Source organism: Nostoc edaphicum CCNP1411, from assembly GCF_014023275.1.
GTDB lineage: Bacteria > Cyanobacteriota > Cyanobacteriia > Cyanobacteriales > Nostocaceae > Nostoc > Nostoc edaphicum_A.
This window is the reverse complement of record NZ_CP054698.1, coordinates 4,446,371-4,471,547: the sequence shown is the minus strand read 5'-3', so window position 1 is coordinate 4,471,547 and position 25,177 is coordinate 4,446,371. Positions and strand designations below refer to the sequence as shown.

25 protein-coding genes are annotated in these 25,177 nt (G+C 41.6%); 14 read left to right on the top strand and 11 right to left on the bottom strand.

The features are described 5' to 3' along the window. Nucleotides 1-9: 9 nt before the first annotated feature. A complete protein-coding gene (locus HUN01_RS21340) occupies nucleotides 10-789 on the bottom strand; it encodes a class I SAM-dependent methyltransferase (RefSeq protein WP_238846405.1) in 780 nt (259 codons plus the stop codon). A gap of 118 nt (nucleotides 790-907) precedes the next feature. On the opposite strand from HUN01_RS21340, the gene HUN01_RS21335 reads away from it, so the two are divergent. Then, the gene (locus HUN01_RS21335) at nucleotides 908-1,069 is read left to right on the top strand and encodes a type II toxin-antitoxin system HicB family antitoxin (RefSeq protein ID WP_181927879.1); all 162 of its coding nucleotides are present in this window, start codon (nucleotides 908-910) and stop codon (nucleotides 1,067-1,069) included. Nucleotides 1,070-1,183: 114 nt separating this feature from the next. Here HUN01_RS21335 and HUN01_RS21330 read toward each other — a convergent pair whose 3' ends face one another. The 4 genes from HUN01_RS21330 to groES all read right to left on the bottom strand — a co-directional run bounded on the left by HUN01_RS21330 (nucleotide 1,184) and on the right by groES (nucleotide 6,493). Further along, complete coding sequence (locus tag HUN01_RS21330) at nucleotides 1,184-3,850, bottom strand: ParA family protein (protein WP_181927878.1); 2,667 nt, start codon at nucleotides 3,848-3,850, stop codon at nucleotides 1,184-1,186. Between the two features lie 12 nt (nucleotides 3,851-3,862). Beyond that, complete coding sequence (locus HUN01_RS21325) at nucleotides 3,863-4,303, bottom strand: hypothetical protein (protein ID WP_181927877.1); 441 nt, start codon at nucleotides 4,301-4,303, stop codon at nucleotides 3,863-3,865. 100 nt (nucleotides 4,304-4,403) lie between these two features. Then, nucleotides 4,404-6,038, bottom strand: a complete 1,635-nt coding sequence (gene groL / locus HUN01_RS21320; RefSeq protein ID WP_099099977.1) for a chaperonin GroEL — start codon at nucleotides 6,036-6,038, stop codon at nucleotides 4,404-4,406. Nucleotides 6,039-6,181: 143 nt separating this feature from the next. Next, nucleotides 6,182-6,493, bottom strand: coding sequence for a co-chaperone GroES (gene groES, locus HUN01_RS21315; RefSeq protein ID WP_094348596.1), 312 nt, complete (start codon nucleotides 6,491-6,493; stop codon nucleotides 6,182-6,184). A gap of 337 nt (nucleotides 6,494-6,830) precedes the next feature. Here groES and HUN01_RS35555 point away from each other — a divergent pair, with 337 nt between their 5' ends. Both HUN01_RS35555 and HUN01_RS21305 read left to right on the top strand, forming a co-directional pair. After that, nucleotides 6,831-7,025: a hypothetical protein gene (locus HUN01_RS35555; RefSeq protein ID WP_238845524.1), complete on the top strand. Its 195-nt coding sequence runs from the start codon at nucleotides 6,831-6,833 to the stop codon at nucleotides 7,023-7,025. A gap of 607 nt (nucleotides 7,026-7,632) precedes the next feature. Next, the gene (locus HUN01_RS21305; protein WP_012407592.1) at nucleotides 7,633-8,310 is read left to right on the top strand and encodes a response regulator transcription factor; all 678 of its coding nucleotides are present in this window, start codon (nucleotides 7,633-7,635) and stop codon (nucleotides 8,308-8,310) included. A gap of 77 nt (nucleotides 8,311-8,387) precedes the next feature. Here the strand turns inward: HUN01_RS21305 and HUN01_RS21300 are convergent, their stop codons facing one another. Beyond that, nucleotides 8,388-8,696: an NIL domain-containing protein gene (locus HUN01_RS21300; protein WP_181927876.1), complete on the bottom strand. Its 309-nt coding sequence runs from the start codon at nucleotides 8,694-8,696 to the stop codon at nucleotides 8,388-8,390. Nucleotides 8,697-9,097: 401 nt separating this feature from the next. Between HUN01_RS21300 and HUN01_RS21295 the strand changes: the two genes are divergently transcribed. The 3 genes from HUN01_RS21295 to HUN01_RS21285 are packed head-to-tail and all read left to right on the top strand — an operon-like array spanning nucleotide 9,098 to nucleotide 12,361. After that, a complete protein-coding gene (locus HUN01_RS21295; protein ID WP_181927875.1) occupies nucleotides 9,098-10,786 on the top strand; it encodes a serine/threonine protein kinase in 1,689 nt (562 codons plus the stop codon). Further along, entirely contained in the window at nucleotides 10,783-11,529 is a 747-nt protein-coding gene (locus HUN01_RS21290) for a hypothetical protein (protein ID WP_181927874.1), read from the top strand. The genes HUN01_RS21295 and HUN01_RS21290 overlap by 4 nt, the downstream gene beginning before the upstream one ends. Nucleotides 11,530-11,563: 34 nt before the next feature. Continuing rightward, nucleotides 11,564-12,361: an Rpn family recombination-promoting nuclease/putative transposase gene (locus tag HUN01_RS21285; protein ID WP_181927873.1), complete on the top strand. Its 798-nt coding sequence runs from the start codon at nucleotides 11,564-11,566 to the stop codon at nucleotides 12,359-12,361. A gap of 141 nt (nucleotides 12,362-12,502) precedes the next feature. On the opposite strand, the gene asnS is transcribed toward HUN01_RS21285, so the two are convergent. Together asnS and HUN01_RS21275 are read right to left on the bottom strand one after the other, a co-directional pair. Continuing rightward, nucleotides 12,503-13,894 carry an asparagine--tRNA ligase gene (gene asnS / locus HUN01_RS21280; RefSeq protein WP_181927872.1) on the bottom strand — a complete coding sequence of 464 codons (1,392 nt, stop codon included), beginning with the start codon at nucleotides 13,892-13,894 and terminating at the stop codon, nucleotides 12,503-12,505. 2 nt (nucleotides 13,895-13,896) lie between these two features. Next, nucleotides 13,897-14,259 (bottom strand): sll0565 family protein, encoded by a 363-nt coding sequence (locus HUN01_RS21275; protein ID WP_181927871.1) that lies wholly within the window; start codon nucleotides 14,257-14,259, stop codon nucleotides 13,897-13,899. A gap of 105 nt (nucleotides 14,260-14,364) precedes the next feature. Here HUN01_RS21275 and HUN01_RS21270 point away from each other — a divergent pair, with 105 nt between their 5' ends. Next, nucleotides 14,365-14,643: a DUF6439 family protein gene (locus HUN01_RS21270; RefSeq protein ID WP_181927870.1), complete on the top strand. Its 279-nt coding sequence runs from the start codon at nucleotides 14,365-14,367 to the stop codon at nucleotides 14,641-14,643. A gap of 64 nt (nucleotides 14,644-14,707) precedes the next feature. Here the strand turns inward: HUN01_RS21270 and HUN01_RS21265 are convergent, their stop codons facing one another. Continuing rightward, nucleotides 14,708-15,157, bottom strand: a complete 450-nt coding sequence (locus tag HUN01_RS21265) for an ATP-binding protein (protein WP_181927869.1) — start codon at nucleotides 15,155-15,157, stop codon at nucleotides 14,708-14,710. Between the two features lie 391 nt (nucleotides 15,158-15,548). Further along, the gene (gene rlmD / locus HUN01_RS21260; protein WP_181927868.1) at nucleotides 15,549-16,955 is read right to left on the bottom strand and encodes a 23S rRNA (uracil(1939)-C(5))-methyltransferase RlmD; all 1,407 of its coding nucleotides are present in this window, start codon (nucleotides 16,953-16,955) and stop codon (nucleotides 15,549-15,551) included. A gap of 215 nt (nucleotides 16,956-17,170) precedes the next feature. Here rlmD and HUN01_RS21255 point away from each other — a divergent pair, with 215 nt between their 5' ends. The 6 genes from HUN01_RS21255 to purF all read left to right on the top strand — a co-directional run bounded on the left by HUN01_RS21255 (nucleotide 17,171) and on the right by purF (nucleotide 23,192). Next, nucleotides 17,171-17,656, top strand: coding sequence for an allophycocyanin subunit alpha-B (locus HUN01_RS21255; protein WP_181927867.1), 486 nt, complete (start codon nucleotides 17,171-17,173; stop codon nucleotides 17,654-17,656). Nucleotides 17,657-17,746: 90 nt separating this feature from the next. Further along, nucleotides 17,747-17,923, top strand: a complete 177-nt coding sequence (locus HUN01_RS21250) for a hypothetical protein (RefSeq protein ID WP_181932954.1) — start codon at nucleotides 17,747-17,749, stop codon at nucleotides 17,921-17,923. A 493-nt stretch (nucleotides 17,924-18,416) separates the two neighbouring features. After that, nucleotides 18,417-18,731, top strand: coding sequence for a hypothetical protein (locus HUN01_RS21245; RefSeq protein WP_181927866.1), 315 nt, complete (start codon nucleotides 18,417-18,419; stop codon nucleotides 18,729-18,731). After that, the gene (locus tag HUN01_RS21240; protein WP_181927865.1) at nucleotides 18,718-19,110 is read left to right on the top strand and encodes a type II toxin-antitoxin system death-on-curing family toxin; all 393 of its coding nucleotides are present in this window, start codon (nucleotides 18,718-18,720) and stop codon (nucleotides 19,108-19,110) included. The genes HUN01_RS21245 and HUN01_RS21240 overlap by 14 nt, the downstream gene beginning before the upstream one ends. Nucleotides 19,111-19,152: 42 nt before the next feature. Beyond that, a complete protein-coding gene (gene purL / locus HUN01_RS21235; protein WP_181927864.1) occupies nucleotides 19,153-21,525 on the top strand; it encodes a phosphoribosylformylglycinamidine synthase subunit PurL in 2,373 nt (790 codons plus the stop codon). A 167-nt stretch (nucleotides 21,526-21,692) separates the two neighbouring features. Beyond that, nucleotides 21,693-23,192, top strand: coding sequence for an amidophosphoribosyltransferase (gene purF, locus HUN01_RS21230; RefSeq protein ID WP_181927863.1), 1,500 nt, complete (start codon nucleotides 21,693-21,695; stop codon nucleotides 23,190-23,192). A gap of 53 nt (nucleotides 23,193-23,245) precedes the next feature. Here purF and lysS read toward each other — a convergent pair whose 3' ends face one another. Then, the gene (gene lysS / locus HUN01_RS21225; RefSeq protein WP_181927862.1) at nucleotides 23,246-24,763 is read right to left on the bottom strand and encodes a lysine--tRNA ligase; all 1,518 of its coding nucleotides are present in this window, start codon (nucleotides 24,761-24,763) and stop codon (nucleotides 23,246-23,248) included. Nucleotides 24,764-24,875: 112 nt separating this feature from the next. Between lysS and HUN01_RS21220 the strand changes: the two genes are divergently transcribed. After that, nucleotides 24,876-25,139, top strand: coding sequence for a Uma2 family endonuclease (locus tag HUN01_RS21220; protein WP_238845520.1), 264 nt, complete (start codon nucleotides 24,876-24,878; stop codon nucleotides 25,137-25,139). Nucleotides 25,140-25,177: the final 38 nt, after the last annotated feature.

The following is a 25,177-nucleotide window of genomic DNA, read 5'->3' as shown; positions in this document are numbered from 1 at the left end:
TTTTTATTTTTAAATTACTTCGCCAAGGTGTACGCTAGTGCGATAGACCATATAGACAAAACCACTTTCATCACTAAAGCGCTGATATAATTCTTGAAACCTATCAATAAGCTGTTCGTATGCCGAACCTTCATGCGGCAAATAAGAAACACTCATTGCTCGTCCAATAAGTCCAGTTAAATCTAACTGTTGCCTATAAGTAAAATTATATTCCTGGATGTTAATAAAATGGGGAGTTACTAACAGTGGCTCTATCGCCTGCATTCGAGATTCTGCTGGATGATTATTAGATGCTTCGCGGACTATTCGGCTATACTCTGTAGTTAACGCATCTTTTTGATCGCGGTTATTCCACACCACAGCCAAGCGTGTTGATGGTTTTAAAATGCGGTGAAATTCCAATAAAGTTGGTTCGGGATTGAACCAGTGGAAAGCTTGAAAACAAGTAACTAAATCAACTGAATTATCAGGTAGTTGGGTAAATTCTGCTGTTCCATCACGAAACTCTATTAAAGGATGTGGTTTAGCAGCTTCTCGCATCGCCGCGTTTGGTTCTATGGCTATGACATTAACTCCCCGTTCAGCTAACAATCTTGAAGCAATTCCTGTACCTGCACCAATATCTGCTGCTACGAGTTGTGAATTTTCACCTAATCCTTCCAAGATAATATCAATTGCATCTGCGGGGTAACTTGGTCGATATTTTACATAATCCTCTGCTCTGTCAGAAAATCGGTTGAGTGGGTTTAAGGTATGTAAGGGGGTTGTTTCAGGATTAATTTGGCTCACGGGTTTTGATGTAAAAGTGGAAGTGCGTAGGCGTAGCCCGTTGTAGACATCGCTGTAGTTCAGAAAAGCGATATCATAACAATTAAACCGCTCCAAATAGTAACATCTACATACAATAATGGAAAGATTGCTAAACATCCACATTGAGAAATTACCTGAAGGCGTTTATTTAGCAACATCTGATGAGCTTCAAGGTTTAGTAGCTCAAGGACGAACTTTTGCTGAAACTTTAGAAATTGCTCGTGATGTAGCGCGTAAGTTATTAGAAGCAATATCTTGAGAAATTACAGATTGTTTCATAATATCCTCCCGCAAAAATTGCCGAGCCAAATCTTTTAAAACTCAAGCCTGCGAGAAGTTCTATACAACCTGAAGTATAAAATCAAAAATATTTTTATACTGCACCTTGGCGAATCATTTCAAAACCATATACATAGATATCCGCAAATTTATAGCGTTGTTCTTTTTCGCGCCATTCAATAATGCCAATTTCACTTAAAAAAGAAGCAAATTCTTCAAAATCTGCTATATCATGTGCTGAATCTTGCCATATAGTATGTAACTCATCTTGAGTTAAAAAGGCTGATTTAAGCTTAAGGGATTCAAAAAAATTAGCCAAATCACGATATTCCTCTCGGATTTCATCACAGCGTTTTTCTGATGCTTTCTTTAACCCGAATTCTAAAGATTTACTTCGCAGTAAGCGGTCGGTAGGTGGTTGAATTGATGATTTTCCTTTATAGCTTAATTCTTGCTCTTTTGCTCCTTCTAATAATATGCTTAAACTTCGAGGAAAGGTAGTACCACTTGAGTCTGTTAATCTTTCATAAACCCATCTGGATACATATTTAGCTTTGTCTCCTGTTCTCCGACGACTTCCCCAAAGTAATTCTAAAGCTTTATCAATCACTTCTTCACTAGCTTGATCAATACTTTCAACAGCAATAGGAGAGAATTTATCAATCAAGTTCTTGAAATTTTGAGATTGTATTACTTGGCGCAGTGCTAATCGTAAAAAATCAACCCTAGTCCACTGTAAAAGAATATCGCGTCCATTGAAATGACTTCTATTGTCAAAAATTAAGCGATTCCATATATCTTCTCTCAAGAAAACTTTAAACCTAATTGCTGTTAATCTGTTGGCATCACAAGACTGAATCAATTGAAATAAGCCCGTGATTGCTTGCTGTCTTACTTCTCCTGCTTGACGAAAGTCTTCATCTAAATCATCGTAAAGAAACCACAGTTTTTGAGATTTTTTTTGGGCTTCTTGATTAATTATATTTATGACATCTTTGGCGATAAGTCGCAAATCATAATCAGTGGACAGTTGTAGTAAAGCTTGGGTAAATTCATACTGCCATCCTTCTGTAGGTAACTTATTAATAATTTCTTTCAATCGGCTAAATTTATTATTTCTAGGGAATTTAAATAATTTTTCTTGATGACATCTCAGCAGTAAATAAGCTCTCCAAAAAGATTCCCATGTTCCATCATTTTGCTGCAAATGCCGATGGATGACTTGGAATTCATCACGAGTGGGACGGCTTTCCTGAAATCTACCATGTGCTGACAAAAATACAGTATTATCTAATCGTCCATGAGCCAGTTTTTGACCAACGCTTTTGTGTTTTAGAAAAAGCGAATACAGAGCAGTTTTACCTGTTCCTTTTCGTCCTCTTATCAAACAGGTAGTATCATCTAAAAATTTTTCAAAATCAGTGGTACGCTGAAATATTAGACCCAAATGTTCTGTATCAGCAGCATTTACTTCAGGAAATTGCAGGCTTTCAATAATAGTCCAGCGTTTTTCCGAGTTAGCTAAAACATTTTTGCGTTGGAGATCATCAGTTTCTTCATCAATCAAATTGGCAATTTTATTATAGTAATCTAGTAAAGCTGGGATAGGATAGTTGTCAGCCAAAGCAATTAGCTGTATGTAAGGAACTACTAAAGGTTCTTCTATTTTTGATTGATAATTATCTATGTCTTCCTCGTTATTATTTTCATTAGTTACGATTTTTATCCTTTCAAACAAAAATTTGCAAATTTCTTTTACTTTAGATAAGCCTGTTTTAGTAATATCAGGTACAGGAGAAAAAACAAAATTAATTGATAATTTTTTCAGGCTTTGAAGCGATTGTAAAAGTAGTTCTATACCCTGTTTATTTTGTTCGTTAGGGAAAAGGAAAATGATTGCTTCGTCAGCAGCTTGGATTAATGATAAAGCTCCCCATTGATTAATTCCGGTTCTCGAATCAATTAAGATAATATCTGGTTTTAATTGTTCGTAAATTTCACGCTTAAAAACAGACCAAAGACTTTGATCTCCATCAATAACAGTAGTAGCATGTAGATCATCAACCTTAGAAACATAATCAAGATTAAGAAAACCAGCAGGAACAACAAATAACCTCCCTGTAGCGTTCGGTATTCTCACTTCACCAAATATTTCTGCAATTGAAATATTTGGCTCTACCCCTTCTGGTAAGTAGGAACGCTCATAAAAATAGTCAACGATTCCATATTTTGGTTGTGGTTTGAGGTTAAATGCTGTACTCAAACCCGGTGCTTCTAAATCTAAATCAACAGCGACAACTTTACGTCCCCGCATTGCTAAAATCCAAGCAACATGAGTTAATGCTGTAGTGCGTCCTACTCCTCCTTTAAAGGAATAAAATGTCACTGTCCTGGGTAAACTAGCTTCGCGCTGGGGTGCGGTTAATTGATTTTGCGGATTTGCTGCTTGGATAGCTAAATCTTGCCAAGTGTTTAGTGAGGTTGCATTTAAAACCTGTGGCTGTGAAAGATTCAGTGAGTGTGCGTCTTGAAGCGTATATAAAGATAGAAATCCAGGAGATAAATGAGGAACCTGAGATTTAAGTAAGCTTGAGATTTGCTCTTTACGCTGGGGAGGAGATAAATTAATAAAGCGATCGCTTACAACAGTCAAATTCAATAAACCTGATGTAGAAATATTTAAATCAACCCATTCGTCTGAATTATGCACATACTGATTTTTAATTTCCTGCTTTAGCAAAACCTGCCAACTTTCCTGCATTTGACCACCTCTTTAAAGTTGAGTAGCTTGCTTTTGTAACCACCCCTTGAGATTCTGATAAGCTTTTAACCAGCGTTTGTAACTTTCATCATCAGGCTCAAGGCCACAATAACGCATATCTATAAAATTTTGGCTATTAGGATTTTCCACTTCATTAAGCCATTTTCGCACTTCAGGAAAATGAACAATTCTAGATTTAAGTCGATTGTGCCGATTTAATGCTTCTATGTAACTATGTCCCGGATTAGTAATAGTATGCCCAGGATTAGTAGAATCTGTCTTCCATTCCTGAGTTGCACCCTTTGGTAAGGTAGCAAAAATCATTGCTTTTAATAAACATTCAATAGTTACACCTCCAAAGTGCATAGCGGCTACTCTTCTTTCCGATTCCTTTCTACATAATATTTCAGTATCAAGGTGACGCTGCATAAAAGCGGCTTGGTAATCTTCCATTTCGTTATTTTCTCGTTTGAAACACCTGAATCTTGACATAAAAAAATAGCCGCCTCCACAAGGGAAGCAGCTATTTTTACAAACAGAGGATTACAAAGTATTAGTAATCGAAGTCACCGCCGCCAGCACCAGCGCCAGCAGGAGCGCCATCCTTAGGCTCAGGCTTGTCAACTATGATACATTCGGTTGTCAACACCATGCCAGCGATAGAAGCAGCGTTTTGCAGAGCAGAACGAGTCACTTTCGCAGGGTCAACAATACCAGCCTCTAACAAATCGACGAATTCGTTTGTTGCAGCATTGTAGCCAACGTTGAATTCTTTCTCTTTCACGCGTTCAGCGATTACAGCACCATTCTGACCGGCGTTTTCAGCAATCCGCTTCAGAGGTGCAGGTAAGGCGCGAACGACAATCAACGCACCAATCAACTCTTCATCTTTAAGATTGCTCTTTGCCCAAACTTCCAATTCAGGAGCAAGGTGAGCCAGAGTTGTACCACCACCAGGAACGATACCTTCTTCCACAGCAGCTTTGGTGGCATTGATAGCGTCTTCTAGGCGCAACTTCTTGTCTTTCATTTCGGTTTCGGTTGCTGCACCCACTTTCACTACAGCAACACCACCAGAGAGTTTAGCAAGACGCTCTTGTAATTTCTCTTTATCGTAAGAAGATTCGGTTTCATCGATTTGACGACGAATCTGTTCTACACGAGCCTTAACAGCAGCTTCGTTACCTTCGGCAACAATTGTGGTGCTGTCTTTGGTAATGGTGATCCGGCGAGCTTTACCCAGGCTATCCAGCTTGGTGTTATCTAGCTTCAGACCAGCATCTTCGGTGATTAGTTGACCACCAGTTAAAACAGCGATGTCTTCTAGTAGTGCTTTGCGGCGATCGCCAAAGCCAGGAGCCTTAACAGCAGCCACGTTGAGTACACCGCGCAAACGGTTTACTACCAAGGTTGCCAAAGCTTCTTTTTCAATATCTTCGGCGATAATCACCAAAGGACGACCAGCACGAGCCACTTGCTCTAATACTGGCACAAGGTCTTGTACCAAAGCGATTTTCTTATCGGTCAGCAGTATGAAAGGCTCATCAAAAACCGCTTCCATCCGCTCAGGGTCAGTAGCGAAATAAGGAGAGATATAGCCTTTGTCAAAGCGCATCCCTTCAGTGATTTCCAACTCGGTGAACATAGATTTCCCTTCTTCTAGGGAAATTACGCCTTCCTTGCCCACCTTGTCCATTGCTTGGGCAATCATCTGACCAACTTCTTCGTCATTACCAGCCGAGATCGCACCAACTTGGGCAATGGCTTTGGAATCTTCCACTGGACGGGCGTGTTCTTTGATTTTGTCTACCAAAAAGGCAGTAGCTTTGTCAATACCACGCTTCAGGGAAATTGCGTTAGCACCGGCTGCAACGTTCCGCAAGCCTTCTTTGACGATCGCATGAGCTAAAACGGTAGCAGTTGTGGTGCCATCGCCCGCAGCATCATTAGTCTTAGAAGCAGCTTGACGAATCAAAGCTACACCAGTGTTTTCAATGTGGTCTTCTAATTCGATTTCTTTGGCGATCGTTACACCGTCATTGACAATTTGCGGTGCGCCAAACTTCTTTTCTAGAACTACGTTACGACCTTTGGGGCCAAGGGTAACAGCTACAGCCTCAGCCAGGATGTCAATGCCTCGTTCCAAGGCGCGACGGGCGTTTTCGTTGTAGATAATGCGCTTTGCCATAAATGTCTAAAATTCCGGGAGTAAGTCAATTTTTTCTTGAATTGGGTATTGGGTATTGGGTATTGGGTATTGGGCATCGGGCATTATCTTTGTTTTTGACATTCCCTGTTCCCTATTCCATATTCCCTATTCCCCACTCCCCACTAGATAACAACTGCTAAAATATCTTTTTCAGAAAGCAGTACATATTCTTCAGTGCCGAGCTTGATGTCAGTGCCGGCGTACTTAGAGTACAGCACCTTATCGCCGACTTTAATTTCCAATTCCTGACGGTTTCCATCGTCATTACGCTTGCCAGGGCCAAGGGCCACTACTTCCCCTACCTGGGGTTTTTCCTTGGCGGTATCGGGCAAATACAGACCACCTGCGGTCTTTTCCTCAGAGGCGCTCACTTTTACGAAAACGCGATCGCCTAAAGGTTTAACTGTAGAAACGCTTAGAGATAAAGCAGCCATAATTTATTTTCTCCAGAGTTTAGCACTCTCAACTCCTGAGTGCTAATTTACCGAAAAGTGGCGTCCAATGGCAAGAATGCCTTGAGTACGGGTTCCCGAACTAGAGAGTCATAGATGCACTTAAGTATAAATGCTTAATTATTTCTACCTTTCAGGTTTTGTTCTGTAAGTTACGAAGAGAGTAGGGAGTAGGGAGTAGGGAGTTAGGAGTAGGGAGTTAAGAGTTATGAGAATTCTTCCCCATTCCCCACTCCCCATTCCCTGTTCACCACTCCCCAGTCAACTTTATTTGCAAAGCTTGCAAATTGTTATAGAACTGTAATCAGGGAGCCGCTCAATGAGTAACAATACAGTGACAGTGATCCAGTCCAGCCATCAAATCCCCAAAACTACTAAGTCTCTGGAACATAAAACCCTGAGTAATTGTGTAGAAAGTTTAGGACTTGCAAAAATTCACCGGCAAATTTTTATCTGCGCTGACCAGACAATTGCTGCTCAAAACGAGCTAGTCTGGAATTCTGGGATTACTTAAAAAAAGCGACTTAAAGAGTTAAAACTTGATGAGCCGCAAGAAAGTTATCCCATTTGTGTCTATAAAAATAAAGCCAACTGCTTGCGTGTTTCTTGTTCTAGACCCATAATGGTGGTTTACCCTGATGGTGTCTGGTATCGCCAAGCAAACCCGGAAGTTACCCTGTGGATCATCCGAGAACACTAAATAGGCATAATGGCGTTTGAAAAATATGCGTTTTCAACCCATCCTTTGCCAGAAACTTCCCTAGTTTCTTGTGAACACCTCATAGAGGCTTAACAACCAAAAGATATGGTATAGCAGTAAGCTTTAAGAAAGTGCGGGTTGGTTTTGAGGTAGGGTCATCTTTAAGCCAGTACTTACTTGTGAGTCCGAAAGATTATTATTTAATCAGTGTTTTTTACCCCGCCCCTTTCAAAGCGATATATAATAGCGCATTATAGATACTACTGCTATACGTATCCTTGCTGGACTTTTGCTATCTAGCTACTAGTCTATTGAAAGTGCTCGGCATTTTTAAGACTTCGAGACAGCAAAGGCAAGTTAAGTAGGAAAAAGGACAACATCTCGAATAACCCACCATAGAGGATAAATATTCAAGACTTTGATGGACCGAAGCGCGACAAGTGCCACTGCTATGAAAGAGCCCAGCATGAAAGATCACAAACGACTTCTATTGATTGATGATGACCCTAACCTCATCTTGCTGGTGAAGGATTACTTGGAATTCCGGGGATATGAAGTCATCACCGCTGAAAATGGACGTGAAGCTCTGGAAATTTTAGAGCAAGATGTTCCAGACATGATCATCTGCGATGTGATGATGCCGGAAATGGACGGATATACTTTTGTGGAACAAGTCCGGCAAAACGAACGCACCAGCTGGATTCCGGTTCTTTTCCTTTCAGCTAAGGGACAAAGTGCAGACCGAGTTAAGGGTCTGAATAAAGGTGCTGATGTTTATATGGTCAAGCCCTTTGAGCCAGAAGAACTCGTAGCCCAAGTTGAATCCTCGCTGAAACAAACTATCCGTTGGAAAGAACACCAAGCAAAAGGAGGCGAAAACGGCTCCCGTATCCAGGTTCCCTTCGATGTACAGTTAACCCCAACTGAACTAAAAGTAGTTCAGTTTGTTGCTAGGGGTTTAGCTAACCGTGAAATTGCTGAAGAACTCAATGTTAGTCAGCGCACGGTTGAAAGCCATGTGTCCAATATGTTGGGCAAAACCAATCTCCACAACCGCACTGAACTAGCGCGGTGGGCGATTGAAAATCAAATGGCCTAAAATCAGTAACGAGTGCTGAGTGCTGAGTGCTGAGTGTTTTTGACTCAGCACTCGTAACTCAGGACTCAGCACTCAATTTACCAACCATCTTCTTCAGGGCTGGATTGGTGCAAAACTTCTAAATCCAGTTCATCCAGGTAAGTCAAGGCACTTTCAATCTGGGAAACAGTGCCCCGTAGTTCCAGATCGAAGCAGCTATATTGTGGCACGTTTGCGCTTACCTGAGCATCAGCAATAATGACTGTGATACCGTAGTGAGAAACCAGTCGTGAAATGACTGGTTCCTCATGCAAGTCTTTAGGAATACGAACCTGGATGCGAGTTTGGGTGCGTCTATTATCTAAAATATCAGTATTAGATTTTACTTGTTTATTTGGAATTGCCATTCTAGCTTCCTACTCGACTTCTGGGACGAAGGTTTTACTTTGCACAATTCTTTTAACACTAGCGTCACTTATCCCACGCAGGCAAGCAAGAAAGTATTTACCTTTGCAAACCATTAATCTAGATGTAGTAAATGTGAATAATTGCTCATAATTCGGCAGTTATGAGGTTAATTGTTATTCTATAGTAATTTTCGAGCAAATTGAATATAGCCAATCTGTAGGGTTACAACAATTGTTGTAACCCTAATTTATTGTGTATGAGATTTAATACTGAAGTTACAAGTGCTATATATGTTACTTACTCAAAGTTTTAGGGAACTCTATTAATAGAACCTTATAGGTTTAACCCTCTGTTTAAATATCAATAAAAATAGATTCTTTAGGATATTTACTTCTGTGTAATGACCTATTGTATAAATCCCAATTGTCCAAAACCTGTTGACCCAGTGAATGCAAACAACCTTATTTGCCGTAATTGTGGGTCAGAAATATTGTTGCAAGGTCGCTATCGGGTAATCAAACAACTAGGACAAGGTGGCTTTGGTAATACTTTTGAAGTTGACGAGTGTGGGAAAACTAAAGTTTTAAAAGTGCTGACTGAGAATAATCCCAAAGCTATTGAACTGTTTCAGCAGGAAGCAAAGGTTTTAAGTCAGCTAAACAGTGCGGGTATTCCCAAGGTAGAACCAGATGGTTATTTTACTGTTTTACCTAAAAATAGCTCTGTACCAATGCACTGTTTAGCAATGGAGAAAATTGAAGGCGTAAATTTAGAGCAGTGGATGGAATTTCGTAATTATCAACGTCTTTCTGAAGCTCAAGCTCTCAATTGGCTAAAACAACTTGTAGAAATTCTCGCTTTAGTACACGCTCATCAATATTTTCACCGTGATATTAAGCCTCAGAATATCATGCTGCGACCAAGTGGGCAGCTTGTCTTAATTGATTTTGGTGCAGTTCGACAAGTCACGACAACCATTGTGGCGGGAAATTCCCATACCAGAATTTTTTCACAAGGCTATTCACCGCCAGAGCAACAAAACGGTTATTCGGTACAGCAGTCAGACTTTTTTGCATTGGGACGGACTTTTATTTTTCTGCTCACAGGTAAAGAACCCCAGGATAAAGCTATTTATGATCCTCTGACTAATGAGTTGCATTGGCGAAACTATGCAGTTAACATTTCTCCTTTTTTAGCAGACTTAATCGACCATTTGATGGCTTATACTGCAAATCAGCGTCCTGAAAATACCGGAGTTATTTTACAGAAATTAAAGGACATTGAACAAGGATTAAATCAAATTCATATTTTCAAAAACACTACAAAGAGTCAATCTAAGAATAGTGTTTCTGGGACTGTTGCAGTTAGTCCAGGTAAACCAGTCACAACAACGGCTAAACAAACTCAAAAAAGTTTTAACTGGTGGACATTAATGATTGGTTTATTTTTAGCTCCTTCTATTATTTATGTATTAAATCAAAATAATAATCAAGATGTTTTTAAAAATGTAGACACAACACCTATTAGTCCTAGTATTTCTAATTCATCACCAGTTATTCCCATTTCTAAATCTACTCCAGCTAAACCACAAATTAAACCAAGTCCGGTAAATGTAGTTTCATCTGAAGACGTGGAAGCTGAAAAAGCGAGAAGGGAAGAAATAGAAAAACAAAAACGTCAAGCTGCTTTGAAAGCTGAACAGGAGAGACAATCAGCTATTAGAAAAGAAAGAGCAGCTAAAGAAGCAGAGAAAGAACGAGAAGCTGAGACAGAGAAAAGAGAACTTGAGGCTGCTATATTGGCACAACTGAAAGAACAAGCTGCACTGCGAGAGAAACAAAAAAGACAAGCAACCATACAAGCTGAAAATGCTAAACAAGCTTTGCGAAAAAAATCACAAACAACAATTGTGACAGTTCCAAAGAAACGACAATTATCTACTAAAGGAAAAGTTACAAGGAAGAAACCAGAAAATATACAACGTGCAAATAATAATGTAGTTAATGCTGCTAAACCTTGGGAAACTACATATACCATGCCTAAATCTTCCGATGAATTAGAACAAGTAATTAGAGAGGGAAATCAATGATAAAATTCACAGTCAAAGGTTTAATTGCTTTATTTGTGACTAGCTCGGCTTTGTTTTTAACGCCAATGAGAAGTGATGCACAGGTTAATATGAAGACACTAGCTGAGGTGACTGAAAGTTGTCAGAAGGATGTGTCTTCTAAAAAATACTATCAACAAATGTTATTAAATGTCGCTCAGTGGTTTAATAGTGATTTAGAAGAATGTATCTACTCTCGATATCATTACTCCTTAATTTTGGATAAATTTACTGAACTCGCTTCAACAGGAGAAATACTGCCAGGTTATCCTGGTTCTGTAGCTGTTGGACAACTAGCAAGCACCTTTAGTCCTTATGCTTACAAGAGGCAGTTGTTAGACTGTATTATTTCTAATAATCCCTCTAGTGACGTATGCAACATGAGCAGAATGATTTCTAACTACACAAATAGTAAATATAGGTCTGATTGGTATTCAAGATCACACTACTTACCATATGTTTGCCCTTCTTGTGTTGTAGCTCATGACGAAGTATCAGGTTCACAAGAGACAATTTTAAAAGCTTTTATCGAATGGTTTATTAAACTTGATAAACCACAAAGAAGAGAAGTGATTTCTCTTTTAGGGGATGACGATGAAGCAAGCCAATTGATACAGTCACTAAATAATGACTCTGAAAAAGCAGTAGAAGAATATCGGGAAGCACGTGCAAGGGTTCAGCAACAGGAACAGGAACGACGTAGACAAGAATTACTTGGTAATTAGGTTTTTGTAATTTAGTAGTTCGATTGTAATCACTATGTATGACAACATTTGCAAATTCATTGCTGAAAACTTCAAAGATGACTTAGCAACATGGTTACTAGGTTCACCAATTAAATTAACAGAACTAAGCCCCACAGAATTATCAAACGAACCGATTCGTGCTGACTCGCTAATACTATTACAATCAGATGACTTAGTTCTGCATACCGAATTTCAAACCGACCCTGACGAAGATATTCCCTTTCGGATGTTAGATTATCGAGTTAGGGTTTATCGCCGCTTTCCTAACAAACAAATGCGTCAAATAGTAATCTATTTGAGAAAGACAAGTTCAGAATTAGTCAGGGAAAACACTTTTAGATTAAACAACACTTACCATCAGTTTGAGGTAATACGCCTGTGGGAACAACCAACAGACAGGTTTATGAGTATTCCAGGTCTATTACCCTTTGCCGTGCTAAGTCAGACAAACGATCCTACAATGGTATTAACCCAAGTAGCCAAAGCAGTTGAAGCAATTAGCGATCGCCAGCTACAAAGAAATATAGCTGCTGCCAGTGGCATTTTAGCAGGTCTGGTGTTAAAGAAGGATGTAATTAAGAAAATTTTCAGGAGTGAGATTATGCGCGAATCAGTCATTTATCAAGAAATCCTAGAAGAAGGCGAAGCTAAAGGCAAAGCAGAAGGTAAAGCAGAAGGTAAAGCAGAAACAACAAGAAAATTGGCTTTAAATTTGCTGCGAATTGGAATGAGTTTAGAACAAATTGCTCAAGTTACTGAATTATCTATTGAGCAAGTTCAAGTTTTGCAAGAGGAGATTCAAAAATCTTAATTTTAATTAATCGCTTTAGAAAACACGTGCCTATACAAACAAAACCCGCATTCGCGGGTTTCAAAGTTTTCATTAATCCGCGCAGACGCACTTGGTTTGTGTAGGCGCGATTTTTAATCACCTGAGTTTCAAATTCTCAAACTAAAACTCAGCACTTTGCGGTGTACGCGGAAACGGAATCACATCACGAATATTTCCCATACCAGTCATAAATTGCACGAGTCGTTCAAAACCCAACCCAAAACCCGCATGAGGAACAGTACCATAACGACGCAAATCCAGATACCACCACAAGTCTTCTGGGTTTAATCCTTGCGCTAATACACGGCGTTCTAAAACTTCTAGGCGTTCTTCGCGCTGGGAACCACCGACAATTTCGCCAATTTTTGGTGCGAGAATATCCATTGCCCGGACGGTTTTTTCATCGTCATTCAAGCGCATATAAAATGCTTTGATTTGCGCTGGGTAATCTGTAACAATTACTGGCTTTTTAAACTGCTGTTCAGCGAGATAGCGTTCGTGTTCTGATTGTAAATCTAAACCCCAACTCACTGGATATTCAAATTTAACATCAGCTTTTTCTAAGAGTTTGATGGCTTCTGTGTAAGTTAACCGTTCAAACTGATTATTAATAATATTTTCGGCTGTTGTCAACACAGATTTATCAATGCGTTCATTGAAAAATTCCATATCTTCTGGGCAAGTTTCCAATACATATTTAAAAATGTGTTTGAGAAACGCCTCAGCTAAATCCATATCTCCTTCTAAGTCACAAAAAGCCATTTCTGGCTCAACCATCCAAAATTCTGCGAGGTGGCGCGAGGTGTTGGAATTTTCTGCACGGAAGGTAGGGCCAAAGGTGTAGACGTTAGAAAACGCCATCGCCATCACTTCCGCTTCCAACTGGCCGCTAACTGTTAAATATGTGGGTTTAGCAAAAAAGTCTTGGCTGTAATCTACTGCTTGATTTTCTGTGCGGGGAATATTCTTTAAATCTAAACTGGTAACGCTAAACAGTTCACCAGCGCCTTCGCAATCGCTAGCAGTAATGATGGGTGTATGTACCCACAAAAAGCCTCTTTCTTGGAAGAATTGGTGAATTGCTGCTGAACAAGCATTTCTGACGCGGAAAACTGCACCAAAAGAATTAGTCCGCGATCGCAAATGTCCAATGGTTCGCAGAAACTCAAAGGAATGGCGTTTCTTTTGCAGGGGATATGTATCGGGATCAGCTTCGCCGTAAACTTTCACTGTCTTGGCTTTCAACTCAATCCGTTGTCCTTTACCAAGGGAAGCCACTAGTACCCCTGTCGCTTCCACAGCCGCACCCGTATTCAATTTTTTCAAGATAGCTTCGTAATCTGGCAAATCCTGATTGATGACGACTTGCAAATTAGCTAGTGATGAGCCGTCATTGACTTCAATAAAAGCAAACCCTTTAGATTCGCGTTTCGTCCGCACCCAGCCTTGCACTTGGAGGGATTCATCAGGTTGGCCACTTCGCAATATTTCTGCAATCCGTCGATTTGCCATATTTACCCAACATAAGACTTTAATATCCAGCCTATGATAACGCCCATTCCACCAAAGCGGACGACTTGCCAGAAAGGTTTTTTGAGGCTACGCCAAGAAAATAACTGGCTTTCTAAGTTTAGTTCTAGCCTTTCCAACTGCTGTTGAATTTGCCGTAACTCTGCTTTTATTTCTGGTGTCTGAGATTTATTGTGCTTTAATTGATCGCGACGCTGTTGCCATTGTGCCTGTTGTTGGCGATCGCGCTGCACTTGATCGTAACGTTTTTTTAAGGATAGGAGCGATCGCTCTACTTCCTCTAGTTCTTGTTCAAAATCTGGTTCTGGAGTTTCCCCTGGCGGTTGTGATTGTTTAGACGGCTTCATGTACAAGTAGTAAACTAAGATTAAAGGCGAGTCTGCCAATAGTCAAAATTAAAACTATGAGTTCTTGACTCAGCACTCAATACTCAGCACTCAGCACTCATAATTATGTCCCAATCTACCCAGCTGTCTCAAACCAGTCAACTGAATGAACTTACTACTCTGGAACTAGCTCAAGCCCTGATGGAAAGACTGAGTATTTCCCCTAACGATTGGCATCGCCTCAAGTCTAACCGCAATTCCCGCGCTAATGAACAAGTGGCAGCAGCTATTGTGTATCTTTTAAAGAATCAGCCACAAGAAGCTCAAGCTAGATTAGAACAAGCAATTGGCTGGTTAGATCGCTCTATTTCTGCGCCTCCCTGTCCAACTCACGGAAAAAGCTAAAAGTTAGGAGTTAAAAGTTTTAAATTCTTAACTCCTAACTCCTAACTCCTAACTCCTAAATACCTTACCGTCGCAGAGATAATCCGCGGCGATTTTCCATTTGTTTACAAAGCCTCAATTCTGTGCCTTTGCGGTTCCACTCTACCTGATCAAAAATTTGATGCAGAAGACATAAACCACGACCATTTTCTGACTCATCTGGTGGAAGATAGTCTGTTGGTTCTTCATTACTTGTAGATGAGGGAGTAAAGCCACTACCCTGGTCTGATATTATCCACCAATATTGATTATCTATTAAGGAAAAACGAACTACAACTGTTTTACTTGGATCAAGATTATTTCCGTGTTTAGCTGCATTTACTAGGGCTTCTTGAAGTCCTAACCGCAGTTCTGCTTGTAATTTTGCTGGAATTTCTGCCAGCAATAAATCTAATATGGGACAAAGGTAGAGGGTTGAGGCAAAACTAATAGTGCCCCAATAACGTCCAACTGGACGGAGTGAAATAGTAATCACAAGAGAAACCCCATAGCTTTCAGTTAGCTAGACATCAGTTTGCTATTACAGGCACCCTGATAAAACTTGAGGTGGTCATGCTGCCTTCAAACTTGCGTCTTTAAAACTAAATTTTGAAAATGCTAGGGAGCATTGGCTCTATAGTATGAGTTGGGATTCTTCAGATATATGGCGGCTGGAATAACTTTGATAATGAAGTCAGCAAATTAAAAAGATGCTGTTAAGTTTAAAGAGCATTTGTATACTCTAGCTAGTTGCCGATTTTTCATTTAGACAATCCACTTCATATTTTTTAAGAACCTATGCAACTTGAATTTATTTAAACAAAATGAATTTTTATTTTTAGATTAATTCAATTCTAGCATCTTTGGTATGCACTAAACTAAAAATTTCAAATTTCAGTTTTTTTAAAGGAATTACTACCCTGGTCTAAATCTGATAACACAAGAAAGGCAGCAGCTTCAACGTGAGCCGTTTGAGGAAAAAAATCGGCAGGTTGCACCCGTGTGATAGTATATAGCCCGTCTTGACAAAGTAATTTCAGGTCGCGGGCGAGGGTGGCTACTTTACAGCTGACGTAAACGATCCGAGATGGTTTCAATTGCCGTAAAGTGTCGATGACAGCGCGATCGCACCCTTTACGTGGCGGATCGAGTATTACTACTTCTGGTATTGTGCCCATTTTTGGAAGCAATTTCTCTACTGCTCCGACTTGGAATGTCACATTATCAATTCCGTTGTGGTGGGCATTCAAAATAGCTTGTTCTACTGCTGCTGATTGCACTTCTAATCCTGTAGCAATACGGACTTTTTTGGTGAGGGGTAAAGTTAAAGTCCCAATACCACAGTAGGCATCAACTAGCAACTCATGCCCTTGAAGATTGAGTTCTGATTGAATTACCTGCAATAGTGCCTCTGCTGTTTCTGTATACACTTGGAAAAATGTGTCTGGGCGTACTTGAAATTCCAGTCCAGCAAAATTTTCACGCAGGTGGGGGACTCCAGCAATGCAACGGGTTTCTAATCCAAAGATAGCATTTGTGCGATCGCCATTGCGATTGAGTGACACTCCTACTAACTGCGGATAACGCTTTAACCATTCCTGGGCTTGGGTTTCAATTCCTGATAAATTCCAGTCTTTCACCACCAAAGTCAGCAACATTTCCCCAGTGTGTCGGCCAATGCGTAAACTGAGATGGCGAATTTTTCCTTGGTGACGCTGTTCGTCATAAATTTGCCAACCCCGTTGTTGAATATCCTGCTTAACTTCGGCAAGTAAGGGATTTAATCGCGCGTCTTGGACTGGACATTGATTTAAGTTAATTAATTGGTGACTACCTTTTTGATAGTAACCAGCCTGTACCTGTCCTGTTGCCGATGTGCCTAGAGGATATGTAGATTTGTTACGGTAGCCCAAAGCAGAAGGGGCAGCAAGTACTGGATCTACAGGTGGTTGAACAAAACCGCCAATGCGCTCTATTGCTTGGATAACTTGATTTTGCTTGGCTACTAGCTGGTAATCATAACTAATATGCTGCCACTGGCAACCACCGCACTTATCCGCCACAATACAGCTAGGTCTAATCCGATGTGGGGATGGTTCTAATAGCTGTTGGAGCTTCCCGTGGCCGTATTTGGGTTTAACATGTACTAAACGGACAATGGCGCGATCGCCTGGTACGGTATCTGGGACAAACACAACACGCTCATCAGCGCGTCCCACACCATCGCCTGTATCACTCAGGTTAGCGATCGTAACTTCAATTAATTCACCCTGTTGCCAAATTATTTTTGTCATTAGTCATTTGTAATTGGTCATTGGTCATTAGTCATTGGGATCAGGTGACAGGTGATAGGGAATAATCTTTACCCTGTAACCTGTTACCTATTCCCTTCTTCAGTCCCCACACCCCTAAATAGATAAATTCAATACATAACTAGCTCCGATCCCTTCACTTGTGTACCTCCAACTCGCTAAACTAACAGATAATATTTCAGGTGATTTCAATCATCATGACTGTAATTAGCCAAGTTATTCTCAAAGCCGACGACGAACTGCGTTATCCCAGCAGTGGCGAACTTAAAAATATCAAAGAATTTTTGCAAACCGGCGTACAACGGACGCGGATTGCGGCTACCTTAGCCGAAAATGAAAAAAAGATAGTTCAGGAAGCAACCAAACAACTTTGGCAGAACCGTCCTGAGTTTATCTCCCCTGGTGGCAATGCTTACGGAGAACGCCAACGCTCTCTATGTATCCGTGATTTTGGCTGGTACTTACGCCTAATTACCTATGGTGTGCTTGCCGGTGATAAAGAGCCAATTGAAAAAATCGGTTTGATTGGTGTACGGGAAATGTACAATTCATTGGGCGTTCCCGTGCCTGGAATGGTAACAGCGATCAATTGCCTCAAAACAGCCTCCCTTAGCTTACTGAGTGCCGAAGACGCTGCTCAAGCAGCACCCTACTTTGATTACATCATTCAAGCGATGTCTTAATACAAAGTGTGTGCTGGTTCTAGGAATATACTTCCGGTCTACTAGAGTGAGTGCAAGATATTAGCACTCGATTGGCATAAGATCCCCAATTTGATCATACCTTCCCCACATTTGGTAGTGGCTGTGGCAAAATCTCTGTCAAGTTACGAACCAGTTGTGGGGAAATTTTATGGATATGGATATGGATATGGATATGGATATGGGCATGGGGCATGGGGCATGGGGCATTGGGCATGGGGCATGGGGCATTTTACTAATGACCAATGACAAATGACCAATGACCAATGACAAATGACAAATGACCAATGACAAATGACAAATGACAAATGACAAATGACAAATGACAAATACAAAAAACCGACAGTCCTTGATTAAGGCTGTCGGCAATTTAAGTGTGTTCCCTATTAATGACTCGGCTAGAGTTCAGTTGTCATTAATTATGCTTAGTTAGCGATCGCAAAGAGACGATCCGAATCATCGATATGTGTGATTCTCGTCACTTGATTGTTACATCTAAACTGCATATACCCGAATAATCTCTGATTGACAGCAGATTTATGCAAGTTCAAGAGCTAGAAATTTCACTGAGATTACAAAATCAAGTTATCTTTAAAGACTAAACCATTTGGTGTAAGACAGATATCCGTGTATAAAAGCTTCGATTATTGTTGACCTGGAAGCCCTCACTCATCGCGATAAGCTAGAGTTAGCAGCAGAACTGATTCACAATGTCTTGCAACATACCTAGCTTGGGGTAACGATGGCAACAGAACAAAAACACAGCACTTATTTATCAGAAGCCGAAAGCCGTTTGCGTCAACTTTCTACTGAAAAGTTGCGATTAGCAGTTGCGTTTCTGGCTTACTTGCAAGAAACAGAAGAAAACGAAGTTACTGAAAAAGTATTATTAAATATTCCTGATTTTGCCCAATCTTTCCGCGAGATTGAACAAAATGAAGACAAGTTAGAAAATACTGCCTCAAATCAGATTGCCTCAGATGAAGAGGTATGGCAGGCTTATTTAGCTTCTAAACAGAAATGGCAGGAGGTTTACCGTCGCCTTGCAGACTCCTAGATTTCTTTCTATTTCTCAAGTCCTAGACATTCACCAAGATGAGATAAACAGCTTTGGTGGAACATCTGGTGTCAGAGACGAAGGTTTGCTAGATTCAGCATTGGCACAACCTCAAGCTACTTTTGGCGGCGAACTTCTCCATCCTACAATTCACGAGCAAGCAGCAGCATACCTATACCATTTAGCGATGAACCATCCGTTTATTGATGGCAACAAACGCACTGCATTTGCGGTCATGGATACCTTCATAACCTTAAACGGCTACAGTTTGAACTTATCCCAAGAGCAAGCTTACAACTTGGTGATTCGAGTAGTTCAGAAAGAAATATCCAAAGAAGAACTATCTGCATTCATGGAACTGCACTTACAGGGCAAGTAAATCGATAGAATAATGCTCTGTCCCCCAGAGTGCATTACTTCCATGACTGCAACCTCAAAACCAGCCTTTTCCCCCCAAGAAATTGCTGCTGAAGGTCTTAAACCAGAAGAATACGCAGAAATTGTCCGTCGGCTAGGCCGTCATCCCAACAAAGCTGAACTGGGAATGTTTGGCGTGATGTGGTCAGAGCATTGCTGTTATAAAAATTCTCGACCTCTACTCAAACAATTTCCCACCGAGGGCCCCCGAATCCTGGTGGGGCCTGGTGAAAATGCTGGTGTTGTAGACTTGGGTGATGGACTCCAACTAGCTTTTAAGATTGAATCTCACAACCATCCCTCAGCGGTCGAACCCTTTCAGGGAGCTGCAACGGGAGTCGGAGGTATTCTCAGAGATATTTTTACAATGGGTGCGCGTCCCATTGCCCTATTAAACTCGCTGCGCTTTGGTTCCTTAGAAGATGCCAAAACCCAACGGCTATTTAGCGGTGTGGTGGCAGGAATCTCTCATTATGGTAACTGTGTGGGAGTACCCACCGTTGGCGGTGAAGTTTACTTTGACTCTGCTTACTCTGGTAATCCTCTGGTGAACGTTATGGCACTGGGGTTGATGGAAACCTCAGAAATCGTCAAATCTGGAGCATCTGGCTTAGGCAACCCCGTGCTGTATGTTGGTTCCACCACTGGGCGCGATGGTATGGGAGGCGCAAGTTTTGCTAGTGCAGAATTGAGCGATCAATCCATAGACGATCGCCCTGCTGTGCAAGTGGGCGATCCTTTTTTGGAAAAGTCGTTAATTGAAGCTTGTCTGGAGGCGTTTAAGACGGGTGCAGTTGTCGCCGCCCAAGATATGGGAGCGGCGGGGATCACTTGTTCTACCTCAGAGATGGCAGCAAAAGGCGGTGTGGGAATTGAACTAGATTTAGATAAGATTCCTGTCAGAGAAACGGGGATGGTTCCTTATGAATATCTGCTTTCGGAATCTCAAGAACGAATGCTGTTTGTTGCTCATCAAGGGCGTGAGCAGGAATTAATCGATATTTTCCACCGCTGGGGACTTCAAGCTGTTGTCGCAGGGACAGTCATCGCTGAACCCATTGTGCGGATTCTCTTTCAGGGTGAAGTAGCAGCAGAAATTCCTGCTGAGGCTTTGGCGGAGAATACACCACTGTATAACCGGGAGTTGTTGGCAGAAGCACCAGAATATGCGCGTCAAGCTTGGGAATGGACTGCTGATTCCTTACCTCCTTCCACAACTGCTGGAATAGAACTTCAAGGAGGACTGCAAAGTTGGAATGATATTCTCTTAACTTTGCTTGATACACCCACGATCGCTTCTAAAAATTGGGTATATCGTCAGTATGACCATCAAGTACAAAATAATACGGTAACACTGCCAGGTGGTGCAGATGCAGCTGTTATCCGTTTGCGCCCCCTTGAAGAAATCCCCAATCTAAAATCCCAAATTCCAAATTCCAAATTAGGGGTGGCGGCGACGGTAGATTGCAATCCTCGTTATGTTTATCTTGACCCTTATGAAGGAGCGAAGGCAGTAGTGGCAGAAGCAGCCCGCAATCTTAGCTGTGTGGGTGCAGAACCTCTAGCGGTGACAGATAACCTAAATTTTGGCTCTCCAGAAAAACCCATTGGTTACTGGCAATTGGCAGAAGCTTGTCGCGGTTTGGCGGAAGGTTGCCGAGAATTAGCAACACCAGTCACGGGCGGAAATGTTTCTTTGTACAATGAAACTCTTGATTCTGAAGGCATCCCACAACCCATTTATCCCACTCCTGTTGTGGGTATGGTGGGCTTAATTCCCGATATCACCAAAATTTGTGGTCAAGGTTGGCAAACATCCGGCGATGTGATTTATCTTCTCGGATTACCTCTGACATCCCAAATCAGTTTGGGAGCATCTGAATACTTAGCCACTATCCACGATACTGTTGCCGGAAAACCGCCACGGGTAAATTTTGACTTGGAACGCCGTGTGCAGAAAGTTTGTCGTGAAGGAATTCGTAATGGTTGGGTACGTTCAGCCCACGATTCTGCTGAGGGAGGAGTAGCGATCGCATTAGCCGAATGTTGTATTGCTGCAAACCTTGGTGCTGAAATCAATTTAGAAATAGCACCAACGCAATTAAACCGCTTGGATAAAGTGCTGTTTGCCGAAGGTGGTGCCAGAATTTTAGTTTCTGTAGCATCAGCACAACAAGAAATTTGGGAATCATACTTACAGGAACATCTGGGTAAAGATTGGCAAAAACTGGGCACAGTTGGTAATTTTGAGGCGGGTTTGGGGGTTTTCACCACTGATAACCAAACCTTAATCAAAGTTAGTATCGAAGATATGAACGATCGCTATTCCCATGCGATCGCCAGACGTATCGCCATCCACACCACTACCCCTAGTTAAAAATAGTGAGGAGTTAGGAATAAAAAGCATAACTCCTTACTCTTTTATTAGCGTCTCTGAGCATAATTACGGTACTGTTTTAATGGATGGTTAAAGATTTGTTAAGAACTCCGCAACCATTTATATAATCCCAGTGACTTGACCCCCCCACCAGGAGCAAAGCTAGCATGATTTCTATTCATTCTGTCACTTCGGATGAATACCCCGACCAGACCAACAACCAAATCAATAGTCATGAAAATCAGTCTGACAAGCCAGAAGAAGCTTGTGGTGTTTTTGGGATCTACGCCCCAGGAGAAAACGTTGCTAAACTGACCTACTTTGGATTGTATGCCCTCCAGCATCGGGGTCAAGAATCAGCTGGTATTGCCACCTTTGAGGGTACAAAGGTACATCTCCACAAAGACATGGGCTTGGTGTCTCAAGTTTTCAATGAATCTGTCTTGGATCAATTGCCCGGTAGTCTTGCTGTTGGTCACACTCGCTATTCCACCACAGGTTCTAGCCGCAAAGTTAATGCCCAACCCGCAGTACTAGAAACCCGTTTGGGTTCATTAGCTCTCGCACACAATGGTAATTTAGTCAATACAGTGCAACTACGTCAAGAGTTGCTTGAAAATAAATGTAACTTAGTCACAACAACAGACTCAGAAATGATCGCTTTTGCGATCGCAGAAGCCATAGATGCGGGCGCTGATTGGCTAGAAGGTGCAATTAAGGCATTTCACCGTTGCCAAGGAGCCTTTAGTTTAGTTATTGGCACTCCCGTCGGTGTTATGGGTGTCCGTGACCCTAATGGCATTCGCCCCCTTGTAATCGGGACTTTAGCTGGTAATCCAGTCCGTTACGTTTTGGCTTCCGAGACTTGTGGTTTAGACATCATTGGAGCCGAATACCTGCGAGATGTAGAACCAGGTGAATTAGTTTGGATTACTGAAGAAGGTTTGGCTTCTTATCATTGGAGTCAAAAGTCCGAGCGGAAATTGTGCATCTTTGAGATGATTTACTTTGCCCGCCCTGATAGCGTTATGCACAACGAGAGTTTATATAGCTATCGAATGCGGTTAGGACACCAATTAGCTAAAGAATCTGTTGTAGATGCCGATATTGTCTTTGGTGTTCCTGATTCTGGTATACCTGCTGCTATTGGATTTTCCCAAGCGTCTGGTGTCGCTTACGGCGAAGGACTAATTAAAAATCGCTATGTTGGGCGAACCTTCATTCAACCAACCCAAACCATGCGCGAATCGGGTCTGCGGATGAAACTCAACCCCCTCAAAGATGTGCTGGCAGGGAAACGAGTAATTATTGTAGATGACTCGATTGTTCGCGGTACTACCAGCCGTAAACTAGTCAAAACCTTGCGTGAAGCAGGTGCAATAGAGGTACACATGCGAATTTCTTCTCCGCCTGTAACTCATCCCTGCTTCTATGGCATCGATACCGATTCTCAGGATCAACTCATTGCTGCTACCAAGTCAGTAGCGGAAATTGCCAAGCAACTCGAAGTAGATAGCCTTGCATATCTTAGTTGGGAGGGAATGCTAGAAGCGACACGAGAAGACACCAATAGTTTCTGTTCTGCCTGCTTCACCGGAGATTATCCCGTGGCAATTCCTGATCAAGTGAAGCGTTCTAAGCTGATCCTAGAAAAAGTAGTGGTGTAGGAATTGGGGGATTAGGGACATGAGAAGCAATACCCAGTCCCCAATCCCCAGACTTAATCTGGGGATGATTCTAATTTTTCTGGCTTGAGTAAGGGGAAGGCGATCGCATCCCGAATACTGGCACAATCAGTTAATAACATCACCAAGCGATCGATCCCAATCCCTAAACCACCAGTAGGCGGCATCCCATATTCCAAAGCGGTGAGAAAGTCTTCATCTACACCTTGGGCTTCTAAGTCACCAGCAGCTTTCCGCGCCGCTTGTACCTCAAAACGTTCTCTTTGATCAATAGGATCGGTAAGTTCTGAGAAGCTATTCCCAGTTTCTCGCCCGACTATAAATAACTCAAATCGTTCTACTAAACCAGGCACAGAACGGTGAGGTTTTGCTAGAGGCGAAATTTCTACAGGATAATCAATTACAAAGGTAGGTTGAATTAAATTGGCCTCTACTTTCTCTTCAAATGCCAAATTCAGTAACTTACCAATTGATTGGGCTTCATCGATACCAGGAATACCAGCATTTTTACTTGCTGTTTTGGCATCTTCCAAATTTTGGAACGAATTAAAATCCAAGCCCGTAAATTCTTTAACTAAATCATGCATTGTCACCCGTCGCCAAGGTGGTGTTAAATTTATCGGTTCCCCTTGGTAGGTGATTTCTAATGTGCCAAGTACGTCTTGGGCGACAGTTGTAATAATCCCTTCAGTCAACGCCATCATATCGTTGTAGTCGGCGTAGGCTTGGTAAACTTCAATCGTCGTAAATTCGGGATTGTGTCGAGTCGAAATTCCCTCATTGCGGAAAACCCGCCCTAATTCAAACACCTTTTCAAAACCACCCACAATCAACCGCTTGAGATGGAGTTCGGTGGCAATTCGCAGATACAACTCCATTTCTAAAGTGTTGTGATAAGTAATAAATGGACGTGCATCTGCACCCCCAGTTTCACTTTGCAAAACCGGTGTTTCAATTTCCAGAAAATCCCGCTGTTCTAAATAGCGGCGAATACCAGCAGTAATTTGAGCGCGACGGCGGAAAGTTTGCCGCACTTCTGGGTTAACAATCAAGTCAACATAGCGCTGACGGTAACGCTTGGCAACATCCGTTAATCCATGCCACTTGTCGGGTAGGGGCAACAGGGATTTAGTGAGGATAGTATATTGTTTAACGTAGACAGATAACTCGCCCTTTTCAGTCCGTTTAATAGTACCTTTGGCTCCTAGAATGTCGCCTGCATCCGTAAGTTGCTTTAAGTGATTGAAAGCATCGGCATCAATATCTGCCATACCTTCTTGGATGCGATTTTTATCTAGATAAAGCTGAATTGTGCCGGTTTCATCTTGCAAGGTGAAGAAAGCTAATTTACCGAAAACGCGACGTGCCATAATGCGTCCGGCTATGGCAACTTCTAAACCAACTTCTTCACCACTGACTAAATCGGCAAACTTTTCTTGCAACTGCGCTGCATGATGGGTAGATTCCCAACGATAGGCATAAGGGTTAGTCCCTAGCTGCTTGAGTTGTTCTACTTTCTCCAGCCTGGCGGCTCGGATATCTTCTTCCGACATGGTAACGAACTAAATAGGGCAAGATTAATTATAGATGCTGTCAAAGTTGAGAGTAAGACATAATCGCCTAAAAATGATGTGCGTAGGCGTAGTCAGCCACAGGAAATATACAATGACACAAACTAGAGTGCGCTTGTGGACTGTAAACGAATATCATCGGACGCTAGAAACAGATCGTAAACAAAAAGCGTCTCTTTTTGCTAAAGCAGGAATTGCTGACTACTGGATTTTGGATGTGAATCAGCGTCAGGTTTATATTTTCCGCGAACCGGGGTTAGAAGGCTACAATCTTGAATTTATTTTGCAGGAGGATGCAACGTTATCCTTGATCGCTTTTCCAAAAGTTGAAGTCCCGATTAATCAACTGTTTCCATAAGTTTAGCTATCCAGAGATTTATGCTTTAGCATTAGTCC